Raw genomic sequence first — 17054 nt, forward strand, 5'->3', positions numbered from 1 at the left:
TTGTATAATTCGGCACCTGTCTACGAAACAGTAGACAAAGCGAAGTAAATCAGTGGTGGCTGTAGCTCAGTTGGTAGAGTCCAGGATTGTGATTCCTGTTGTCGTGGGTTCGAGCCCCATCAGCCACCCCACAGAATACGTAGGAAAATCAGAGGGTTACAAGTTTCGGCTTGTAGCCCTTTTCCTTTTTCTGGACCAATGCTCCAAACTTTGGAATATGCTGCCCTTCCTCCGCGCCAGCTCACATTCGGCGGGCGCTAGCTCGCACCTAGCCTAAATTATTGTATGTACGGGAAATGGTTGACCTGTATATTTTATGTACATACAATAATTTCGTGCTCATCACCTTTGATCCCGACAAAGACCGCATCAACCGGCAGAAACATGGTGTCTCGCTGGCGCATGCGGCGGACCTCGATTGGGATACCGCGATGGAAGAGCTGGATGATCGAGAGGATTACGGCGAGGACAGGTATAGAGCGTTCGGAGCCATCGAAAATAAGCTCTACTGCGTGGTGTATGTGGACCGCGACGACGGACGAAGGATTATCAGTCTACGAAAAGCAAACGCTAAAGAGGTAAGAAATTATGTCGAAGCCAACAAATGACAAAGCGGCGAAAGCCGCCGCACCGGCAACGATGAGGCGCCCAACAAGGGCGCCGCAGTTGGACGAAGACACCCGCCGTGCAATCGCTCGCAGGGCCAAGGCACTTACGCTCATCATGCCGACAGAGGAAGAGGACGCCGCGATTACCAAGGCGGCCCTGTCCGACCCTGACAACCCGCCAATGACCGACACTGAATTAGCAAAACTCCAGCCGGCTCGACGCCCACGCGGACGGCCAGCGCTGGAGGCGACCAAGGTAGCTACCAGCATCCGGTTTGACAACGTGGTGCTGGACTCGTTCAAGGCTTTGGGTCCCGGTTGGCAGACCCGTATCAACGAGATTCTGCTGCAATACCTCATCGAAACGCGTCAGCTCAGCCGATTCCACGCCACGGTGCAAGCCGGCGCGAAAGAGCAGCGCAAAGCGGATGAATTCCTGGTTGTGGCAAGGGATACCGTTCAAGCCAAAGAAAAGGTCAAACGGCACCTGCTTGCCTCTGGTCGAGAAGAGGCCGCGCGCGAACGGGTCATTACCGTAGACGTGGGCAACGCTGCGGTTAGAGATCTGCCGGTCATCATGTAATCACGGCCAACCGGGCGTTGCTCAGGGATGCTTCAATGCAGCCTGAAGAACCGCCGTATGCCTTCCAGGTAGTTGGCTTGCTGTACCAGCTCGGGTTCCGCATGATGGCTGCGGACGGCGCTCAGCCCTTCGCTGCGGTCGCTGAGCACGTGGGCGAATTCGGCCGCCAGCTCGGGCCGCTCGTGCAGGATGGTTTCAAAATTCTCCTTGTCCAGCCGGTAGCACAGCACATCGGTCCTGGCGGTGACGGTGGCGCGGCGCGGCGCGCCGGTCAGCAGGCCGATCTCGCCGAACACGTCGCCCGCCGTGAGCGTGGCGCAATGGACGCGCTCCCTCCCCTCGGCCTCGAACCACACGTCGGCCTCGCCGCCGACCAGCAGATACAGCCAATGCGCCACCGCGCCCTGCCGGGTGATGATATCGTCCTTGACGAACGGCGTATTGCGCAGCGCGCCGGCGAGCTTGCCCAGTTCCTCGTCGGTGAGGCTGGAAAACAGCGCGACCTTGCCCAGCGCCTTCCTGCGCGCGTCCAGCTCCACCGACCGCCTGGCGTTCGAGCGCCGCTCCGAATCCGCGTTCAGACGGATGTCCATGCACGGATGGGCGAGCGACAGGCTCTGCCGCTGCAGGGCGCTGTAGAAATGGATGCGTACGGCCGAATCGGTGCCGTCGTCGTGGGCCGGGTTGGTGAGCCAGTAGCGCACCGCGTACTGGATCAGCCCATCGCGGTAATCGGTGACGATGCACTCAGGCGGCCGGGCCGTCGAGATATGCTCGATGTGGGTCTGCCGCAGCGCCGCCTGGACGGTGGCGATGACCTGCTGCGGCGGCACCCCGTCCTCGATCCAGAAATGCACCCAGCGCCGGAACTCCGGCTTGCTCTCGCGGCTGTACACCTCGACCTTCGATTTCATCAGCACGCTGTTGGGGATGACGATCAGGTTGCCGTTGTTGGTGTGCACCGCCGTATGCCGCCAATGGACCTCCACCACCTTGCCGCGCACGTCGTCGATCTTGATCCAGTCGCCGATGCGGACCGAGTTGTCGAACTGGAGCGCGAGTCCGCCCAGGATATTGCCCAGCGTTTCCTGCATCGAGAAGGCGACCACGCCGGTGATGACCGCCGACGTGGTGACCAGCCCGCTCAAGTCCAGGCCCGCCACGCGCAGCCACACCAGGCCCCAGACGATGTAGGTGATCACCAGCAGGATGTCTTCCATGATGCGCGGCGGGTGCATGCGCAGCGCCGGCAGCAGCACGCGGAAGGCGGTCAGGCCCAGGATGCGTATCAGCAGCAGCCCGAAGCCGAGCATGGAGGCGCTTTCGAACAGGCCGGCGGCCTGGCGCTGGTCCATGTCGATCATGAGCTTGCTGGAGAGGCTGAGGATCAGGCACAGGCCGCCGAACAGCAGGTTGTTGCGGAACATGTGCTGGCTGTCGGGATCGGAGCGGGTCAGCAGCAGCTGCGCCACGCTGCAGACGAGGACGGCGGCGACCAGGCCGGCGTGCCAGGGATTGATCCATGGGCCATCGATGGTCAGCATGCGGGCTCCTCATCCGTTGCTAGCTTGAATGTATTGTGAACTGATCGCCCCCCAGGCGCAATGCGATAACGAGCTAAACTATTTAAACCCTTTTGGCTTAGCAACAAGACAGCCACCCATGGTTGCTTAAAAGTTAATGGTGTACCATGGACGAATCCCTACGCTTTGGATAAATCCACCGGAAATAAAATGAACTGGACCACCGCACTTCTTGGCACGCTATTCCTCGGCACCACCGCAACGGCGCAGACGGCGCCCGGGCAGGAAGTCAACATCGTCGGCTTCAAGAATCCAGAGCACAAGTCCTACCAGTCTTTCGTGCGCGCGCTGTCGGCCGCCGAGCGCTACAAGGAGCTGGCGCCGCAGGCCGATCCCGGCTTCCGGCTGCTTTCCAAGCCGCCCGGCAAGGACCTCACGCTGCGCCTGGTCGGCAATGCCGCCGAACAGCCGATCGCGCTCGATCCGCAAGGCTACTTCCATCTGGAGAAAAAACCCGTCATCGACGACGAGCGGGCGGACCTGGTGGTCTCGGTCAAGGCCGGCGGCGCGGCGTTCAAACCGTCGGTGCACACGCCCGGCCTGCCGCCGTCCACCCGGCGCCTGGGCGACCTGCGGATGGAGTGCGAGATGCTCTGGGCAATGGACAAGGACGACATGTCGTTCCTGATCAGGTCGACGTTCCAGCTCGCCGGAGGCCTCTGCCATTCCGGCAAGATCGCGGTGGATTTTCCCGAGCCGCTCAAGCTGCGGTCGGCCACGCTGGTCGAGGCCGACCGCACGTTGAAGCTGCCGCTCCAGGCCGACCGGCGTGGCTACATCGCGCCTGTCCACGACAAGAGCTGGAGCAACGAGGCCAGGGTGGTGTTCGAGCCGGTCGAGGATGGCGGCTGACAGACCATCAGCGGCCGCTTTCGCTATCGGTACAGTGCGGCGACGTAGTAAACGCCGGCAGCCAGCACCCCGCTGACCACGTACAGCGCTCCGCGCACGAACGTCACTTGATGTCGCAAGCCATCGACCTTTTCACCCATGAATTTCACGTCAGTAATCAGCCGTTCGACATTGCTGGATAACTTGCCGATTTCAAGCAACACAAACCGCAGATCGGCCTCATTCTCGGAATTCATCGCCATGTCGTCCTCCCATCAATCGATGGCAACCATCATATCCCGCGAGCTTCGCTGCGGGGCCAGCAACAGCTTTGACGAATATCATGAAGCAGAAGTTTATCCACCACGCCGGCGTTACAAAATTTTATTGCAGTTGTTGCCCAATGGAACTTGTTTGGCGCTACAATGAATGTCTGTGCATTCGCATGCAACGCCTCCCCCTTCTAGATTAAGCCCAGCCATGTCCCACGAGAGAACACCCCTGCACGAAGTCAGTACCTACAGCAAGGACACGCCGGTCGGCTGTCCCGACGTCAACGGACGCGCGGCCGTGTTTGTGCCGACCGCGCTGTTCGATGTGAGCAGCTCCACCACCATCCGCAAAGGCGCCGGCATCGTCGGCTACGGCAATCCGGATGGCTCGCTGACCGTCTTCTTCGAGGCCAACCGCTTCGACGAGACCAGCCTGCACAAGTGGGAAAACAAGGCCCGCAAGGCCTACGACCGCATGGTGGCCAGCGCGCCGACCGTGTCCAAGGCCAAGATGGACCCGAAGATGGTCGAACAGATCGGCTACATCGACGGCTCCGGCATCCAGCTGAAACACCCGGAACTCCTGCAGCACTGGCTGGAAGTGTCGAACGCCACGGACACCGCGCCGGCCGACGCCATCATCCTCTGGAAAACCAAATAAAGTTGGTACAAAGATAGAAGACGGGCAGTTGTCCTACAAAGTATCGGACAATCGGCTGATGCCCGTCTGACCTCCCCTGGGATATTCTGGACTCATTGGTAGTCCCATCCCCACCGGAGTTTGTCATGGCACGCTATCTCCACATCGCCTTCGGCACGTTGTTGCTCGGCCTGGCCTGCGCATCGACCTACGTGTTGTGCACGGAAAACGCCCTGCAAGACCATTCCACCTCGCTCTACCAGCTGCGCTGAGACTTCACTCGCGCAAGCCCAGCATATTCACCAGACGGTTCAAGTCGCCCTCCTCGCGGATAATTTCGGCCATCAGCTCGGGCAGCGGCATGCGGCCCCAGTTGACGGCGCGGCGCAGCAGATAGGGCGTCGGGCTGTGCGGTTCCACCAGGCTCAGGTAATCGGCCAGCGCGTCCAGCGTGGCATACGCCTCGTCGCGGTTCTTCCAGCCGGACAGGACCGCCACCGGCGGCGCGGCCGCGCCGGGCGTTTCCTGGTTGCCTTGCGGCGCTTCGGGCGTCGTCATCTCTTCTTCCTTTTGCTCGGGAACCAGCTGTTGCAGCACGCGCTCCAGCGCCACCAGCGTTCCCTTCAGTTTAGACAGGTTCGGCGCCTGCGCGCCCAGTTGCAGGTCGACGAAGGCCAGCATGGTCTCCAGGCAGTTCAGGCAGCGCTGCACCACCTGCAGGCGCTGGGCCAGCTCGCGTCCGAGCCGCTGGTGGGCGTAAGCGATCACTTCCATGCGGGTCAGCGGCGGCGGCTCGTTGTCGGCGGCCGCGCGCGGCTCGGCCGGATGGCCGGCCAGTTCGCGCGCCGTCATGCGCTCCCAGTCGACCAGGCTCTGCGCCGGCGGCTTGCGGCCGTTGATCCTCAGCAGCGGCACATGCACCCGCACCGTCACCGAGAACGATTCGTTGATCCACTCCAGCGGCGCCACGCGGGCGTCGGCGTCGCCGTCCTGGATCACCGGATGCAAGCCTTCCCAGTATTGGCGCAGCAGCCGGTCGACCAGGCTCAGGCCGCGATACATGCCGTCGACGCCGTGCTGCCGCGTCCACGCCTCCAGCAGCCAGGCGGCGATCTGCAAATCCTTGGAGCGGGTCGTCAGCATGGTCTTGCAGCGCGCCTCGATCAGCGGCCAGTCGGCCTTCTGCAGCGGCCGCTCCCACTGGCGCATCGGCAGGCTGGGATCGTCCTCCTCGCGCGCCAGCCGGATCTCGGTGAAGATCGGATCGTAGCGCAACGCCGGGCCGCAGGGCTGGTCCTCGGTGATGGGCTTGAGCAAGAGCTCCAGCTCCTCCTGATGCTCCATGCTCATCAGGGACAGCGGTATCGGCAGGCTGGGTGCGTTCATAGGGGCGGTCGGGTTCGGAGTACTGGGTGTTCGCTCATCGGAAATCAGCAGGCGCGCCTTGTCGACCAGGTTGCGCAGATTGCTCTTTATGGTCGCCATGCGCCGTTCCGCCTACGGTAGCATCTTGGCGAGCTCGCGCGCAAAAAATTTGGCGGCGAGCGGCGACGTCAGCTTGTGCAGGTCCACCACCGTGGCGCCATAGGGCACGTAGATCTTCTCGGACAGGGCCCGCAGCGGGCCGGTGTCGAAGCCTTCGTCGATCTGGTGCATGGCGATCACCACATGGTCGGAGCCGTTGTCCAGCAGGGCCTGGAAGGGATTGGGGCCGGCGTAGTGCGACGGCCAGCCGTCGTCGATGCAGGGATGCAGGTTGTAGAAGCCCAACCGAGGCCATTCGAACAGGCGCGCGTCGATGCGCTGGCCGAAGGTGGCGGTGATGCACAGGTCGGGCTTCCACTGCCGGTCGTACAGGCTGAAGAAATCGTCCGTCTTGACGCGCCCCTTGTACGGCACGATGCCGTGCGACAGCGCCAGCTGCTCCACCATGGTTTCCTCCGCCAGGCTGTGCGGATAGGCCCAGACCCGGCGCCCTCGGCTGACATGGTCCGAGTCGACGTCGTCGGTGGCCACGCCGACCACGCGCACGCGCTGCGCCAGCGGCCCCTTGAGCAGTTCGCTCAGCACGTGGAAGCCGCGATGGAAGCTGCCGAACAGGGCAACTCGCACAAGTGGGGGCAGGGATGACATGGCAACACCTCGTTCAAACCGGCCTACCACGCCGGCGCCTTGACAGGAAACACCGGCGGCCACACCAGCGGCGTGCGCTTGCCGGCGGCGCTCACGGTCAGCCGCACGTACACCCTGGCGCGGCTGTCGCGGGTCTGGATGCGGCCGTCGCCGACCGCGCTCATCGGGAATTCGAATTTCAACAGCTGCGAGCGCGCGCCCGACACCGCCGCCGACCCCGCATCGGTCTCGCGGTAGGCCGACACAAAGCTGAACAGCGCCCATGGATCGTCGAAGCGGTAGCTGATGGTGCGGCCGTCCACCGCCATGCCGGGATGGCCGGCCTCGGCTTTCGGGATGGCCGGGCCGTCCTGCGCCACGCGCAAGGTCAGCACCACCGGCAGGCCGGGCTCCCAGCGCAGCGCGCGCGGGGCGTCGCGCTGGTGCAGCGTGTGGGCGCCGATGCTCAGCGACCAGTCGATGATCTGGTTGCCCTCGCTCTCGACGGCGCTGTTGGCGCGGAACTCGGCCATCACGTCCAGCCCGGCCGCCTGCCCCTCCTCGGCCGGGTACAGCGGCGCCAGGAACTCGCGCACCTTCTGCATCTGCTCGTCCACCTTGCGCACCGTGCTGGCCGGCGACGGCCGCGTCGGGTCGCGGTCCGAGGCCAGCGCCAGCACGTGCACGCGGTCGAACAGCTTGAGCACGGAACCGACCTCGTCCACGTCGGCCGGCACCTTGTCGGCGGCGCCGGCCTTGGCGTTGGCGTCCGGCGCCAGCGAACGGAACGGCGCGCGGTTGGCCAGCCCGGCGTTGAAGGCGGCGGCGAAGCGGGTCCAGGCGTCCTGGTAGCCGGTCTGCAGCAGCTCGCGGCAGCGCGAGTACAGGCCGGCCTGCAGGCCCTGCATGCGCTCGGAGAACACGTCGGTGGCGCGGCGCTGGGCGGCGCGCGCCGACAGCTTGTCGAGGCAGTTGTTGATGTCGAGGTCGGCCGCGCCCGACAGCACGAACTGCTCCAGCGCGCCCAGGCTGCTGGTCGGGCTCTTGAGCTTGTAGCGGCCCAGGTCGGCCACCGTGGCCTGCCAGCGCGTCACCAGCGGATTGCCGGCGCCGGCGCCGCCCAGCTGCATCAGCAGCGTCTCCGCGTCCTTGCCGGTGGCCTCGATGAAGGCCTGCTGCTGCTGCACGTAGGCCGCCAGCGCGCCGGCGTCGGCCGCGCCGAAGGCGTCCAGCAGCGGCGCCTTCTCGCCGTTCCACGAGCGGAAGGCGCGGTCGCGCGGCACGAACACCTCGGCCCGCGCCAGCGTCTCGTCGAGCAGCTGCAAACGGGTCAGCGCGTCGCGGCTGAGCACGGCCGTGAGGTTGTCGGCCACGCCGGCCGCCGCGATGTCCTGCAGCCACGAGCGGATGCGCAGCGCCTTGGCGCGGTCGGCCTCGGCGGCCGGCGCCTGCACCTCGCGCGTCGAGACGATGTAGGCCTGCGACAGCATGTCGCGCGCGGTCTCGGCCAGCGCGCCGTCGGCCAGGCGCGCGGCCGGCGCCTGCAGCATGTTGGGGAACTTGGGCAGGAAGTCGGTCTGCACCCGCTTGCGGGCGTCGCCCAGCGCCAGCACCTGGTCCAGCCGCGGGCCGTCCCAGCCGACGGTGGAGCCGGCCGGCACCTCCGGCAGGCGGCTCAGGTGGTTGACCTTCATGAACGGCTGCGACAGCAGGCCGTTCAGCGCGTCCAGCAGCCCCTTGCGGTCGGCCGCGAAGGCCCAGGCGGAATTGGCCTCCGACCATTCCAGGCCCGAGCTCAGGCCCTGCGAGTGGCTGTCGGCCGACAGGGTCGCGTCCCACAGCGAGATGAACTGGTTGAAGCCGTCGTCGGTCTGCTTGCGGGCGTCGTCGGCGGCCGCCTTGCCCAGCAGCGAGACGCTCTCGACCTTTTGCAGCAGGTTGTCCCAGGCCGGGCCCAGGTCCGGCGTGCTGCGGTGCATCCACGCGCCCTTGCCGGTGGTCAGGTAGGCCTCCTGCGCGCGCAGCGCGGTGCGCAGCGCCTGCCAGATGGCGATGTTGGTGGCGGCGTCGGCCTTGGGATCGGCCTCGTACAGCGCGGCCGAGGTTTCGCCGATGGTCTGCTCGGCCTTCAGCAAGCCGTTGTTGACGAACATGCGCTTGGCGGTGGCCTTGACGGCCAGCCTGAACGAACAGCTGGCCGCCTCCTGCAGCGGCTCGGCGGTGAGCGACTGCACGTCCTTGGCCACCTGCCGGAACAGCGTGGCGGTGCGCGCCGGATTGCCGTTGAGCTCGGTGCCCAGCAGCACCCGCACCACCAGCCCCAGGTCCTCGCCGGACGGCGGGCCGGAGCTGGCCGACTTCAGCCGCATCATCGCCTGCTGCACCTGGTCGAGCTGCTCCATGCGCGCCACGTATTGCAGCAGCGCCGAGAACTCCGGCAGGTTCTCCATGTTCAGCGCGGTGTTCGGCGCCGCCGTCATCTCGTTCCAGCGCGCCGGCAAGGTGCAGCGGCCGCCGATCACCAGGCTGCCCGAGATGGGGTCGATCGGCACGCCGGTCAGCTCGCTCACCCGGCTGTACATGGAGCGCCGCAGCGGATCGAAGGCGTTGTCGGCGAAGCCTTTTTCCATGCGGCCCTGCACGCGCTGGTGCAGGTTGTCGAACCACGGCCACGAGCCGGGCATGAACAGCGAACCGAGGCGGGCATTGCCCATCTGCTCGATGTTCTGCAGCGCCTCCATCGCGCGCTGGCGGCTCTGCGCCGGGTCGACCACGTTGTGGCTGCTCGCCAGCAGGCTGGCGCGGGTATCGCGGTCCAGCTTGTGCAGGTAGACCACCACGTCGGAACCGAGCCGGTGCAGGTTGAGCGTGGCGAACAGCAGCCCCGCCACCCACACCACGGGGATGCCGACGGCGATCCAGCGCGCCATGCGGTTCATCGCCGGCCGGCGCATGCGGTGCACCGACGACGAGCGCACCAGCCCGGCCTCGGCGAAGATCTTGCGCTCGAAGATGTCGCGCAGGAAGGCCGGCACGGCGCTGCCCTGCCCCGGCACCCAGGCCGGCGCGGCGGCGTCCGACAGCGTCGGCTCGGCCCGTTCCGGCAGCGTGGCGGGCGGGGTCGCGGCGGCCTGGTCGACCGGCTGGAAGCCGTCGTCGGCCGGCGCGGCGGGCTCGCCCAGCAGGGCCGCCTCGTCGCTGCAATCGCCGGTCAGGTAGATGCCGCGCAGCAGGAAGGGCTCGTGGTAGGCGCTGGGCCGCATCAGCTCCTCGGCGAACAGCTTCAGGCCGGCGCGCAGGCGCTCGACCTGGTTGGGCAGCAGGAAGTACTCGCTGCTGTCCGAGTCCGACGGCTCCAGCGCGCACAGCTCGGCGCAGCTGTCGGACAGCGTGCGGACGATCTCGTTCATCGCCGTCTCTATCCATTGCGCCTGGAACGGCGCGGCCAGCTCGTGCGGCGACGACCAGCCCAGCATCGAGCGGCGCAGCGGCTCCGGCAGCGCGGCGCCGAAGCGCGCGAAGCCGGGAATGGTCTCGCAGTCGGTGATGGCCAGGTAGATCGGGAAGCGCAGCGCCAGCCGGTTCTGCGCCAGCCACAGGCGGCGGTGGATGGCCTTGGCGCGCGCGGCCAGGTCCAGCTGGCCGGCGCCGTCGGCGTCGAGGAAGGCGCGCGCCGGGATCGCCACCACGATGGAGTCGAACGGCCGGTCGGGACGGTAGTTGCGGCACAGGCCGAGGAAGTCGTCCCAGGTGGTGTTGGCGGCGCCGCCGGACGCCTCGGGATCGGGCGCGCCCAGGTAGTCCGACTGCAGCTGCACCGCGATGCCCTGGTCGAAGAAGTTCCAGTTGATGCCCTGGGCGCCGGCGGTCAGCGTGCTGTCCGCGCTGAGCGCGCTTTGCAGGCCCGATTGCAGCAGCGGCAGTTCGCGCCCGGCGCTGTCCTCGTTGAGCACCAGCGTCCACGCCAGGCTGTAGCGCTCGGAGCGGGCCGCGATATTGTTTTCGATCAGCTCCACCGCCACGCGGAACGATTGCTTGAGCGAGTCCGCGCTGATCAGGCGCGGCTTCTGGTCGGCCGGCTTGTCGGCCTTTTCCGCGCCCTTCATCGCCGCCCAGATGACCACCGCGAACAGCAGCATGACGAGCAGCGTCAGCACCAGCAAGGTGGCAATGGCCGTGTTATCTGACAAGAAGTTGAACACTATGCGCTCGTCCCGATTGGTTGGTCACACGGTCGTGGCGAGCGCGGCGCGTACCGGCCACGATTGCCACAGCCACAGCAGTTCAGACAGTCCCAGCAATATCAGCAGCACCAGCACGAACATCATGCCGCTGCGGTTGAACTTGGGCAGGCGCCGCGCCGCCAGGTGCGACAGCGTGCTGGCGTAGGCCTGCTCGGACAGCGTGCGGTCGCGCCCCTGCAGGTCGGCCGGGCGCAGGTAGACGAACTGGAACAGCTCGCGCCGGTACTCGGCGATCTTGTCCTGCTTCTGGCCGCGATACCGGCCCTGGAAGCCCAGCGACAGCAGATACAGGTACAGGCGGCCGACGTTGCGCCGCCCCGCCTCGCGCTCGCGCAGCAGCTGGTCCAGGTCGTCGAACACGCGCTCGCCGGCAAAGCTGGACTTGAACAGCGTGGTCTCGATCAGCACATGGCGCCAGTAGCCGCGCCCGGCCCACTCGGTGTTGAGCATCACCTCGTCGGCCAGCGCCGCCTTCAGGAAGCGGCCCTGCACCTCGGCCTCGATGCCGGCCTTGCCGACGATGCGGCGCGCCTCCAGCGACTGCAATTCGATCAGCTGGCACAGCTGGCGGCTGAGCGCCTCGGCGGCCGCCCTGGCCTCGCCCTCGCCCACCCGCGTGGCCGCCTGCGCCGAGCGCGACAGCACGTCGTAGAAGTCGCGGAACTGCACCGACGCCAGGTCCACGCCCTCGCTGATGCTGCCGCTCCAGGCCGCCGGAGTCTGCGCCGGCGCCGCGTTGTTGGTTCCAAAGTTCACGGCATCATCCCTTTATGAACAACACCACTTCCTGCGGACGCTGCGTCTGCAGGCTTTCGTTGGCGTTGCTGATCAATAAAGCCTGGCCGGCCACGATGAATTCATCCGACACTTCCACGCTGAACAAGGTGTAGCCGGCGCTGGCGCGCAGGCCCAGCTCGGGCGCGGCGTCGATGCGGCTGCGCGGCGCGCCCAGCACGCGGCGGTCGGTCAGCGAGGTCCACACCGTCTGCGAGCCGATCACCGCGCCGGCCATCCACTGCGTGGCCTCGCGCTCGGGCTGGCCGCGCAGGCCCACCACCAGCCGCGCGCCCAGCCACTCGGCCTGCATCGCCAGCGAGAACGCCTGGCCGTCGTAGCCGAACACGCAGGTCTTCCACTCCTGGCTGACCTCGCCCACCAGGTCGGCCAGCGCGGCCAGCACGGCGTCGAAGGCCGGGGCGGTGTCGGCGTGGTCGTAGGCCGGCGGCATGATGGGCACGGCGCCGGGACGCAGCGTCGCCAGCGGCCCCAGCTGCGCGCACAGCGCCAGGTACAGCGGCATCGGATGCACGGACGGGCTGCGCAGCAGGGCTTCGAGCACCGGCAGGTTGAGGATCAGGCTCGACAGCCGGGCCTTCTGCTCCAGCAGGTTGATGCGGTCCTCGGTGCGCGACGATGGCTGCGCGGTCTGGCGCGCCAGGAACACCGCCTTGTTGCGCATCTGCGTGACCAGCTGCTGCGCGCGCAGGCGCACGCCGGACGCGGCCGGCACGTCCAGCATGGCCGGCAGGTAGCCGCCGCGATGCACGATCTCGTTGCCCTTGTTGACCGTCATCAGCTGCAGCGCGGTGTAGGCCGCCGACGGCACCGGCCCGGCGGCCAGGCCCAGGTTGACCGCCATGCGCGGCACGTCGGCCGGCAGCGCCTGCGACACCTCGTCCTCCACGGCCGGGCTCTCGACGCCGCGGAACATCGCGGGCTGACCCGGCTGGCGCAGCGAGCGCGTGTTGCCCACCACCAGATACACCGCCAGGTCCTGCTGCGCCATCGCCTCGGCCCACGGCGCCAGGTCCAGCTCCAGCGGCCGGCCCTGCGCCAGCGCGCTGTCGTAGGTCACGGCCATGCCGTTGGGCAGGATCGCCTCCAGTTGCTGGATGCGCAGCAGGCCGGTGGTCAGCAGCGCCTCGTCGACGGCGAGCGCGCGCACGCCCCAGCCGTAGGGATGGGCCGCGATCGACTGCCAGGCCAGCAGCGCGTCGATGCGCGCACCCTCCTGCTGGAAGTGCTGCGGCGTCAGCATCATGCCTTCGTGCCACTGGATGCGATGTAAAAGTTGAGGTACGGTCATTGCGTCGCTTTCATGATCTACTGCGCCGCGCCGGCTTTGGGCTCTTTGGCACTAAAGCCCTGCGCGTTCAGTTGCACAACATATCCCGATGCGTTCAGCAGCAGGCGCTCGCGGTGCTCGCCGGCGTTGCTGTAGCCGGCGAACACCAGCGCGGCCCAGGCCTTCTGGTCGCTCCATTTTTTATCGTTCAGCTTGATCGTCTGGGCCGGCACCAGCTCGTAGGGGTAGACGGTGAGCGCCTCCGGGAAGGTGCGCTGCAGCTCGGCGCGGGTGGCGAACCATTTCGAGGCCGGCATCGCCAGCAGGGATTCGAGCACGGCCGGGTCCTTGACCAGCACCACGTCCACCGCCACCGCGCTGTTGCTGTTGGCGTCGTCGGCGGCGCGCAGGGTCAGCGACTTCCAGCTGGGCGAGGCCATGCTGGGACCGAACAGCGCGCGCGTGGCGCCGCAGCCGGCCAGCGCGCACAACAGCGCGCACAGCAGCAAGCAGCGGCGGGGGATCGAGGTCATCATTAGTTGCATAAGTCAGTCTTCAAAAGGCCTTGCGCAGGCCATAGCCCACGCCGGCGCAAAACACTGTGAACAGAGCAATCAACAACAGGAACAACACGAACAGCGCTTGCTTGCGGGTGAAGACGAGCTTGAGCGTGGACGGCTGCCACGCTTCGAAATCTTGCTCGTTTTTAATATACAGACCATCCGCCACCAAGGCAATCAGCGCCGACGATATAAGAAAGGAAAGTAAATTCCGTGGTCCTTCGCACAACACTTCCACCAGCATGAACACCGGCAGCACCGCCTCCAACGGCAGGCTCATCGAGGCCATCACGAAGCTGCCGAGTATCACCGACTTGCCGCCGGCGATGCCCACCGACCACAGCGCGGCGGTCCACGACAGCGCGCAGATCCAGGCGATGTCGGCGGCGACCAGCGGATGGTGGTACAGGTTGGCGACGAAGATCGCCAGCACCGCGAAGAACATCGCCTCGCCGGCCTTGAGGAACACCGGCGCGATCGGCGAGACCAGCTCCACCAGGCCGCGGCTGAAGCCCAGCCGCACGCTCATGCCCTGGATGAAGCCCGGCACCGCCGCCACCGCCACCGGCGAGAACAGGCAGACGGTGATCGGCTCGCGCAGCGCCAGCATCACCAGCCACGGCGACTTGTTCAGCTTCCAGCACAGCACGGCGATGGCCGCCGCGCACACCGCCAGCGCGGCCACGAAGAAGGCCGCCAGGAAGCTGCCCAGCAACATGATGGCTTCCACCCCGGCGGTGGTGGCGCTTCTCGCCGCCAGCAATGAAGGCGGCGGCCGGGCAGCAAGGTGTTGCGCGTTCACCAGCGATTCGAGCGCGCGGTACATGCCCTCGAAAATGCCGCTGAGCTGGGCCGAGCGCAGCGGGTCCTGCACCGCCACGGCGGCGCCGAAGCACAGCACGCCGATCAGCACCGACGGCAGCGAGCCGTAGGCCAGCACGCCGAACAGGTTGTCCGGCACCAGCGCGCCGATGTCCCACTGTTCGGCGGCGCCGTCGCCGCTGTCGCGCAGGGCCATGGTGAACTGCGCCTCCGAGCGCAGCGCCAGCTTGCCCAGCGCCGCCGTCTGCGCCGCCGTCATGCCGGCGCCGGCGCCGCCCAGGCCCGCCACCAGCACGCCCACCACCGCGCACAGCAGCATCGCCAGCAGCGACATGGCCGCCAGCCGCGCCAGCCGCGCGCCGGAACCCGGCTCCGACGGCAGGCGCTGCAGGCCGAAGTAGACCGCCAGGATCACGAACGGCAGCGCCGCCATCTGGATCAGCGACAGGTACAGCGCCGACACCGCCGCCAGCAGCGACGCGCTGCCGGGGAACAGCGTGCCGGTCCAGCCGCCCAGCAGCATCGCGCCCAGCAGCGTGGCCGGGTGGTGGAAAATATCCCTGAGCTGGAACATGGCGGGTTTGACGAGTGTCTGCATGATGGGCGCTAGAGCTTGACGGGGGCGGCGCAGATGCTGGCCACGGCGGCGCAGCTGCAGATCACGGTGACGGCGGTGCGCGCCATGGCGCAGATCGGATCGACCGCCATCAACAGGATGAAGGCGGCCTCGAACGGCAGCGTCAGGTAGTTGCAGATGGTGCCGACCAGCGACACCGTCACCACGCCCGCCATGCCGGCCGAGGCGAACCCGGACAGCACCGACACCAGCACCAGCACGCCCAGGTCCAGCGCCGACATCGGGCGTCCATACAGCGCGGCGATGAACAAGGTGCTGCAGACGAAATACGCGACCGCGCCGACCCGCAGCAGCGAGATACTCAGCGGCACCAGCAGCTCGACCCGCGCCCGCGCGAACTGCAGCTGCTCGACCAGGCCGCTGACCATGGCCGGCATGCAGGTGGCGCTGTTGTTGGTGGCCACGCCCAGCGCGAACGGCTCGCGCATGGCGGCCATCACGGCGCCGTACGGCACGCCGGCGCGGCGGCTGATCAGCGCCATCGCCATTCCCATCAGCAGGCCGGACACCAGCAGGAACAGGATCACGAAGCCGCCCATCGCCGCGATCGGCTGCAGGCCGGTCTGCGCCACCTGGCTGGCCGCCATGCACACCAGCACGAACGGCACCGGCAGGTTGACCCAGCGCGTGAGCGTCTGGCAGGCCTGGTAGACGGTCTCGAGCGCCTGGTGCAGGCCGCCCGAGATGTGGGGGTGGCACCTGGCCGGCCGCGAAGCCGAACAGCAGCGCGAACACCAGCGCCTTGAGCGTTTCGCCGTTGGCCAGCGAGGCGAAGATGTCTCTGCGGATCAGCGACTGCAATACGTCCTTGAGCTCGGTCCGGTGCGGCGGCGTGGGCTCCTCGCGCAGCGCCATTTCGGTGTTGCGTTCTCGCCGTCGGCGCTGATGATCTGCTCAGCGCCGTGCGCGTCTCGGCGGCAGGTTGCGCCCGGCCGCAATTCAGCAAAGTGACGACAGCGTCGCCGTCACCGCCACCACCATCGAGAAGGTGATGAATACCACCACCACCCGCTTGAAGATGCGCGCCGCGCCGCCGTCGCGGTACAGGTTCTGCAGGCTGAAATGACGGCCGAGATCATGAACGGCAGCACGATCATCTTCAGCAGGTCGACATACACCACGCCCACCACGCCCAGGTAGCGCGACAGCGACGGTGCGCGTCGCCCAGCCCAGTGTTCCGCCGGCCACACGCAGCCGACCACGTCCAGGGTTCAGGCCCCATTGCTGGAAGCGTTGCATGCTGATGGGAGCGTCCACGTGGTTTCCTTTATTTGAGGGCTCGAGCACTGTCGGCCGTGGGTTGCACGGGCGCCGCTGCGCGATCACCGTTGACGAAGCGACAGCAGCGTCAGGTCGATGCCGGACGATGACGCTGAGCGGCGCTTCCAGGTCGCTGGAAGGTGACGGTGCGGCAGGGTCAGCGCCAGGCCCGGCCTCGCGCATCAGTTGCACCACTTCCATCTCGTCGCGTGGTCGCCGTCACCTCGCCTTTCTTGGTCGCCTCGATCAGGTCGGGCCAGGTGGGATACTGGACCAGCTTGGCCTTGGGAAGTTGTGGCGGCCGAACTCCTCCCACGACGAAAGGCCAGCACGCCCAGCGTGCCGGTGTAGTCGCGCACCACCTGCGGCAAGGTGTGCGAAACAGCCGGCCAGCTGGGCGAAGCGCATGCGGTTGATCAGCATCGCGTGGCCCATTGATGTAGGAGATGGAGAAATGCACCATCTGCGCCCGCTTGAGCGTACGGCCCAGCCGGCTGAGCTGACGGGCCACGTCGGCCTTGCCCACCGCCACCGCCTCGACCACGCTGTCGAAGGTCTTGTAAAGGTGGTCGAAACGCACCGATACGCCGAGTTCGGAGGCGATCGACTTCTGCCAGGTCGGGATGTCGGTGCCGGACCAGTTCGCCGTTCTTGACGGAGAAGAACGGCGGGCTTGTCGGTGCTCTCAGCATGGCGACCCCGTACCCGTCGTGGTTGACGATGCGGGCGATGTCGGGCGCCAGCATGCGGTCAAATGGCGATCTTGACCAGCGGCGAGCGTCCGGTTTCGGGCGCGGCCGCTGCCGCAACGGCGCCTGCCAGGCGGACGCGCCTTCT

17 protein-coding genes and 1 tRNA gene are annotated in these 17054 nt (G+C 66.8%); 6 read left to right on the forward strand and 12 right to left on the reverse strand.

Annotation, left to right across the window (positions count from 1 at the left end):
• The first annotated feature begins 55 nt into the window (after positions 1-55).
• From HUX88_RS22430 to HUX88_RS33160, 3 genes are all read left to right on the forward strand, one after another.
• Positions 56-131: transfer RNA gene (locus HUX88_RS22430), tRNA-His, on the forward strand.
• A 204-nt stretch (positions 132-335) separates the two neighbouring features.
• Positions 336-608, forward strand: coding sequence for a BrnT family toxin (locus HUX88_RS22435; protein WP_117013258.1), 273 nt, complete (start codon positions 336-338; stop codon positions 606-608).
• Positions 609-666: 58 nt separating this feature from the next.
• The gene (locus tag HUX88_RS33160; protein ID WP_308937141.1) at positions 667-1191 is read left to right on the forward strand and encodes a BrnA antitoxin family protein; all 525 of its coding nucleotides are present in this window, start codon (positions 667-669) and stop codon (positions 1189-1191) included.
• A gap of 32 nt (positions 1192-1223) precedes the next feature.
• Here the strand turns inward: HUX88_RS33160 and HUX88_RS22445 are convergent, their stop codons facing one another.
• Entirely contained in the window at positions 1224-2735 is a 1512-nt protein-coding gene (locus HUX88_RS22445; RefSeq protein ID WP_176363180.1) for a mechanosensitive ion channel family protein, read from the reverse strand.
• 189 nt (positions 2736-2924) lie between these two features.
• Here HUX88_RS22445 and HUX88_RS22450 point away from each other — a divergent pair, with 189 nt between their 5' ends.
• Positions 2925-3626, forward strand: coding sequence for a hypothetical protein (locus HUX88_RS22450; protein ID WP_176363181.1), 702 nt, complete (start codon positions 2925-2927; stop codon positions 3624-3626).
• A 23-nt stretch (positions 3627-3649) separates the two neighbouring features.
• On the opposite strand, the gene HUX88_RS22455 is transcribed toward HUX88_RS22450, so the two are convergent.
• Positions 3650-3868 carry a hypothetical protein gene (locus tag HUX88_RS22455; RefSeq protein ID WP_176363182.1) on the reverse strand — a complete coding sequence of 73 codons (219 nt, stop codon included), beginning with the start codon at positions 3866-3868 and terminating at the stop codon, positions 3650-3652.
• A gap of 217 nt (positions 3869-4085) precedes the next feature.
• On the opposite strand from HUX88_RS22455, the gene HUX88_RS22460 reads away from it, so the two are divergent.
• The gene (locus HUX88_RS22460; RefSeq protein WP_117013253.1) at positions 4086-4538 is read left to right on the forward strand and encodes a hypothetical protein; all 453 of its coding nucleotides are present in this window, start codon (positions 4086-4088) and stop codon (positions 4536-4538) included.
• A 125-nt stretch (positions 4539-4663) separates the two neighbouring features.
• Positions 4664-4789 carry a hypothetical protein gene (locus HUX88_RS33015; RefSeq protein ID WP_256367534.1) on the forward strand — a complete coding sequence of 42 codons (126 nt, stop codon included), beginning with the start codon at positions 4664-4666 and terminating at the stop codon, positions 4787-4789.
• A gap of 4 nt (positions 4790-4793) precedes the next feature.
• On the opposite strand, the gene tssA is transcribed toward HUX88_RS33015, so the two are convergent.
• The 10 genes from tssA to HUX88_RS22505 form a co-directional block, all read right to left on the reverse strand.
• Positions 4794-6002, reverse strand: coding sequence for a type VI secretion system protein TssA (gene tssA / locus HUX88_RS22465; protein WP_176363183.1), 1209 nt, complete (start codon positions 6000-6002; stop codon positions 4794-4796).
• A gap of 12 nt (positions 6003-6014) precedes the next feature.
• Positions 6015-6650, reverse strand: a complete 636-nt coding sequence (locus tag HUX88_RS22470) for a formyltransferase family protein (RefSeq protein ID WP_176363184.1) — start codon at positions 6648-6650, stop codon at positions 6015-6017.
• Positions 6651-6673: 23 nt separating this feature from the next.
• Entirely contained in the window at positions 6674-10819 is a 4146-nt protein-coding gene (locus tag HUX88_RS22475; RefSeq protein ID WP_217916404.1) for a type VI secretion system protein, read from the reverse strand.
• A gap of 36 nt (positions 10820-10855) precedes the next feature.
• Positions 10856-11629 (reverse strand): DotU family type IV/VI secretion system protein, encoded by a 774-nt coding sequence (locus HUX88_RS22480; RefSeq protein WP_117013249.1) that lies wholly within the window; start codon positions 11627-11629, stop codon positions 10856-10858.
• 4 nt (positions 11630-11633) lie between these two features.
• Positions 11634-12959: a type VI secretion system baseplate subunit TssK gene (gene tssK, locus HUX88_RS22485; protein WP_176363185.1), complete on the reverse strand. Its 1326-nt coding sequence runs from the start codon at positions 12957-12959 to the stop codon at positions 11634-11636.
• A 17-nt stretch (positions 12960-12976) separates the two neighbouring features.
• Entirely contained in the window at positions 12977-13471 is a 495-nt protein-coding gene (locus tag HUX88_RS22490; RefSeq protein ID WP_229219473.1) for a hypothetical protein, read from the reverse strand.
• A gap of 22 nt (positions 13472-13493) precedes the next feature.
• The gene (locus tag HUX88_RS22495) at positions 13494-14918 is read right to left on the reverse strand and encodes a cation:dicarboxylate symporter family transporter (RefSeq protein WP_176363186.1); all 1425 of its coding nucleotides are present in this window, start codon (positions 14916-14918) and stop codon (positions 13494-13496) included.
• Positions 14919-14926: 8 nt separating this feature from the next.
• The gene (locus HUX88_RS32560) at positions 14927-15643 is read right to left on the reverse strand and encodes a cation:dicarboxylate symporter family transporter (protein ID WP_373886827.1); all 717 of its coding nucleotides are present in this window, start codon (positions 15641-15643) and stop codon (positions 14927-14929) included.
• Between the two features lie 253 nt (positions 15644-15896).
• Entirely contained in the window at positions 15897-16196 is a 300-nt protein-coding gene (locus HUX88_RS32565) for a hypothetical protein (RefSeq protein WP_229219474.1), read from the reverse strand.
• A gap of 178 nt (positions 16197-16374) precedes the next feature.
• A complete protein-coding gene (locus HUX88_RS22505) occupies positions 16375-16797 on the reverse strand; it encodes a hypothetical protein (protein WP_176363187.1) in 423 nt (140 codons plus the stop codon).
• Between the last annotated feature and the right edge of the window lie 257 nt (positions 16798-17054).

The organism is Duganella sp. BJB1802, assembly GCF_013369445.1.
Taxonomy (GTDB): domain Bacteria; phylum Pseudomonadota; class Gammaproteobacteria; order Burkholderiales; family Burkholderiaceae_D; genus Rugamonas; species Rugamonas vulcania_A.

Excerpts from the sequence above, each read along its gene's own strand:
- HUX88_RS22490 (WP_229219473.1), bottom strand. The coding sequence starts at position 13,471 with ATGACCTCGATCCCCCGCCGCTGCTTGCTGCTGTGCGCGCTGTTGTGC.
- HUX88_RS22495 (WP_176363186.1), bottom strand. The coding sequence starts at position 14,918 with ATGCAGACACTCGTCAAACCCGCCATGTTCCAGCTCAGGGATATTTTC.
- HUX88_RS32565 (WP_229219474.1), bottom strand. The coding sequence starts at position 16,196 with ATGCAACGCTTCCAGCAATGGGGCCTGAACCCTGGACGTGGTCGGCTG.
- tssK (WP_176363185.1), bottom strand. The coding sequence starts at position 12,959 with ATGACCGTACCTCAACTTTTACATCGCATCCAGTGGCACGAAGGCATG.
- HUX88_RS22470 (WP_176363184.1), bottom strand. The coding sequence starts at position 6,650 with ATGTCATCCCTGCCCCCACTTGTGCGAGTTGCCCTGTTCGGCAGCTTC.
- HUX88_RS22445 (WP_176363180.1), bottom strand. The coding sequence starts at position 2,735 with ATGCTGACCATCGATGGCCCATGGATCAATCCCTGGCACGCCGGCCTG.
- HUX88_RS22450 (WP_176363181.1), top strand. The coding sequence starts at position 2,925 with ATGAACTGGACCACCGCACTTCTTGGCACGCTATTCCTCGGCACCACC.
- HUX88_RS22460 (WP_117013253.1), top strand. The coding sequence starts at position 4,086 with ATGTCCCACGAGAGAACACCCCTGCACGAAGTCAGTACCTACAGCAAG.
- HUX88_RS22455 (WP_176363182.1), bottom strand. The coding sequence starts at position 3,868 with ATGGCGATGAATTCCGAGAATGAGGCCGATCTGCGGTTTGTGTTGCTT.
- HUX88_RS33015 (WP_256367534.1), top strand. The coding sequence starts at position 4,664 with ATGGCACGCTATCTCCACATCGCCTTCGGCACGTTGTTGCTCGGCCTG.
- tssA (WP_176363183.1), bottom strand. The coding sequence starts at position 6,002 with ATGGCGACCATAAAGAGCAATCTGCGCAACCTGGTCGACAAGGCGCGC.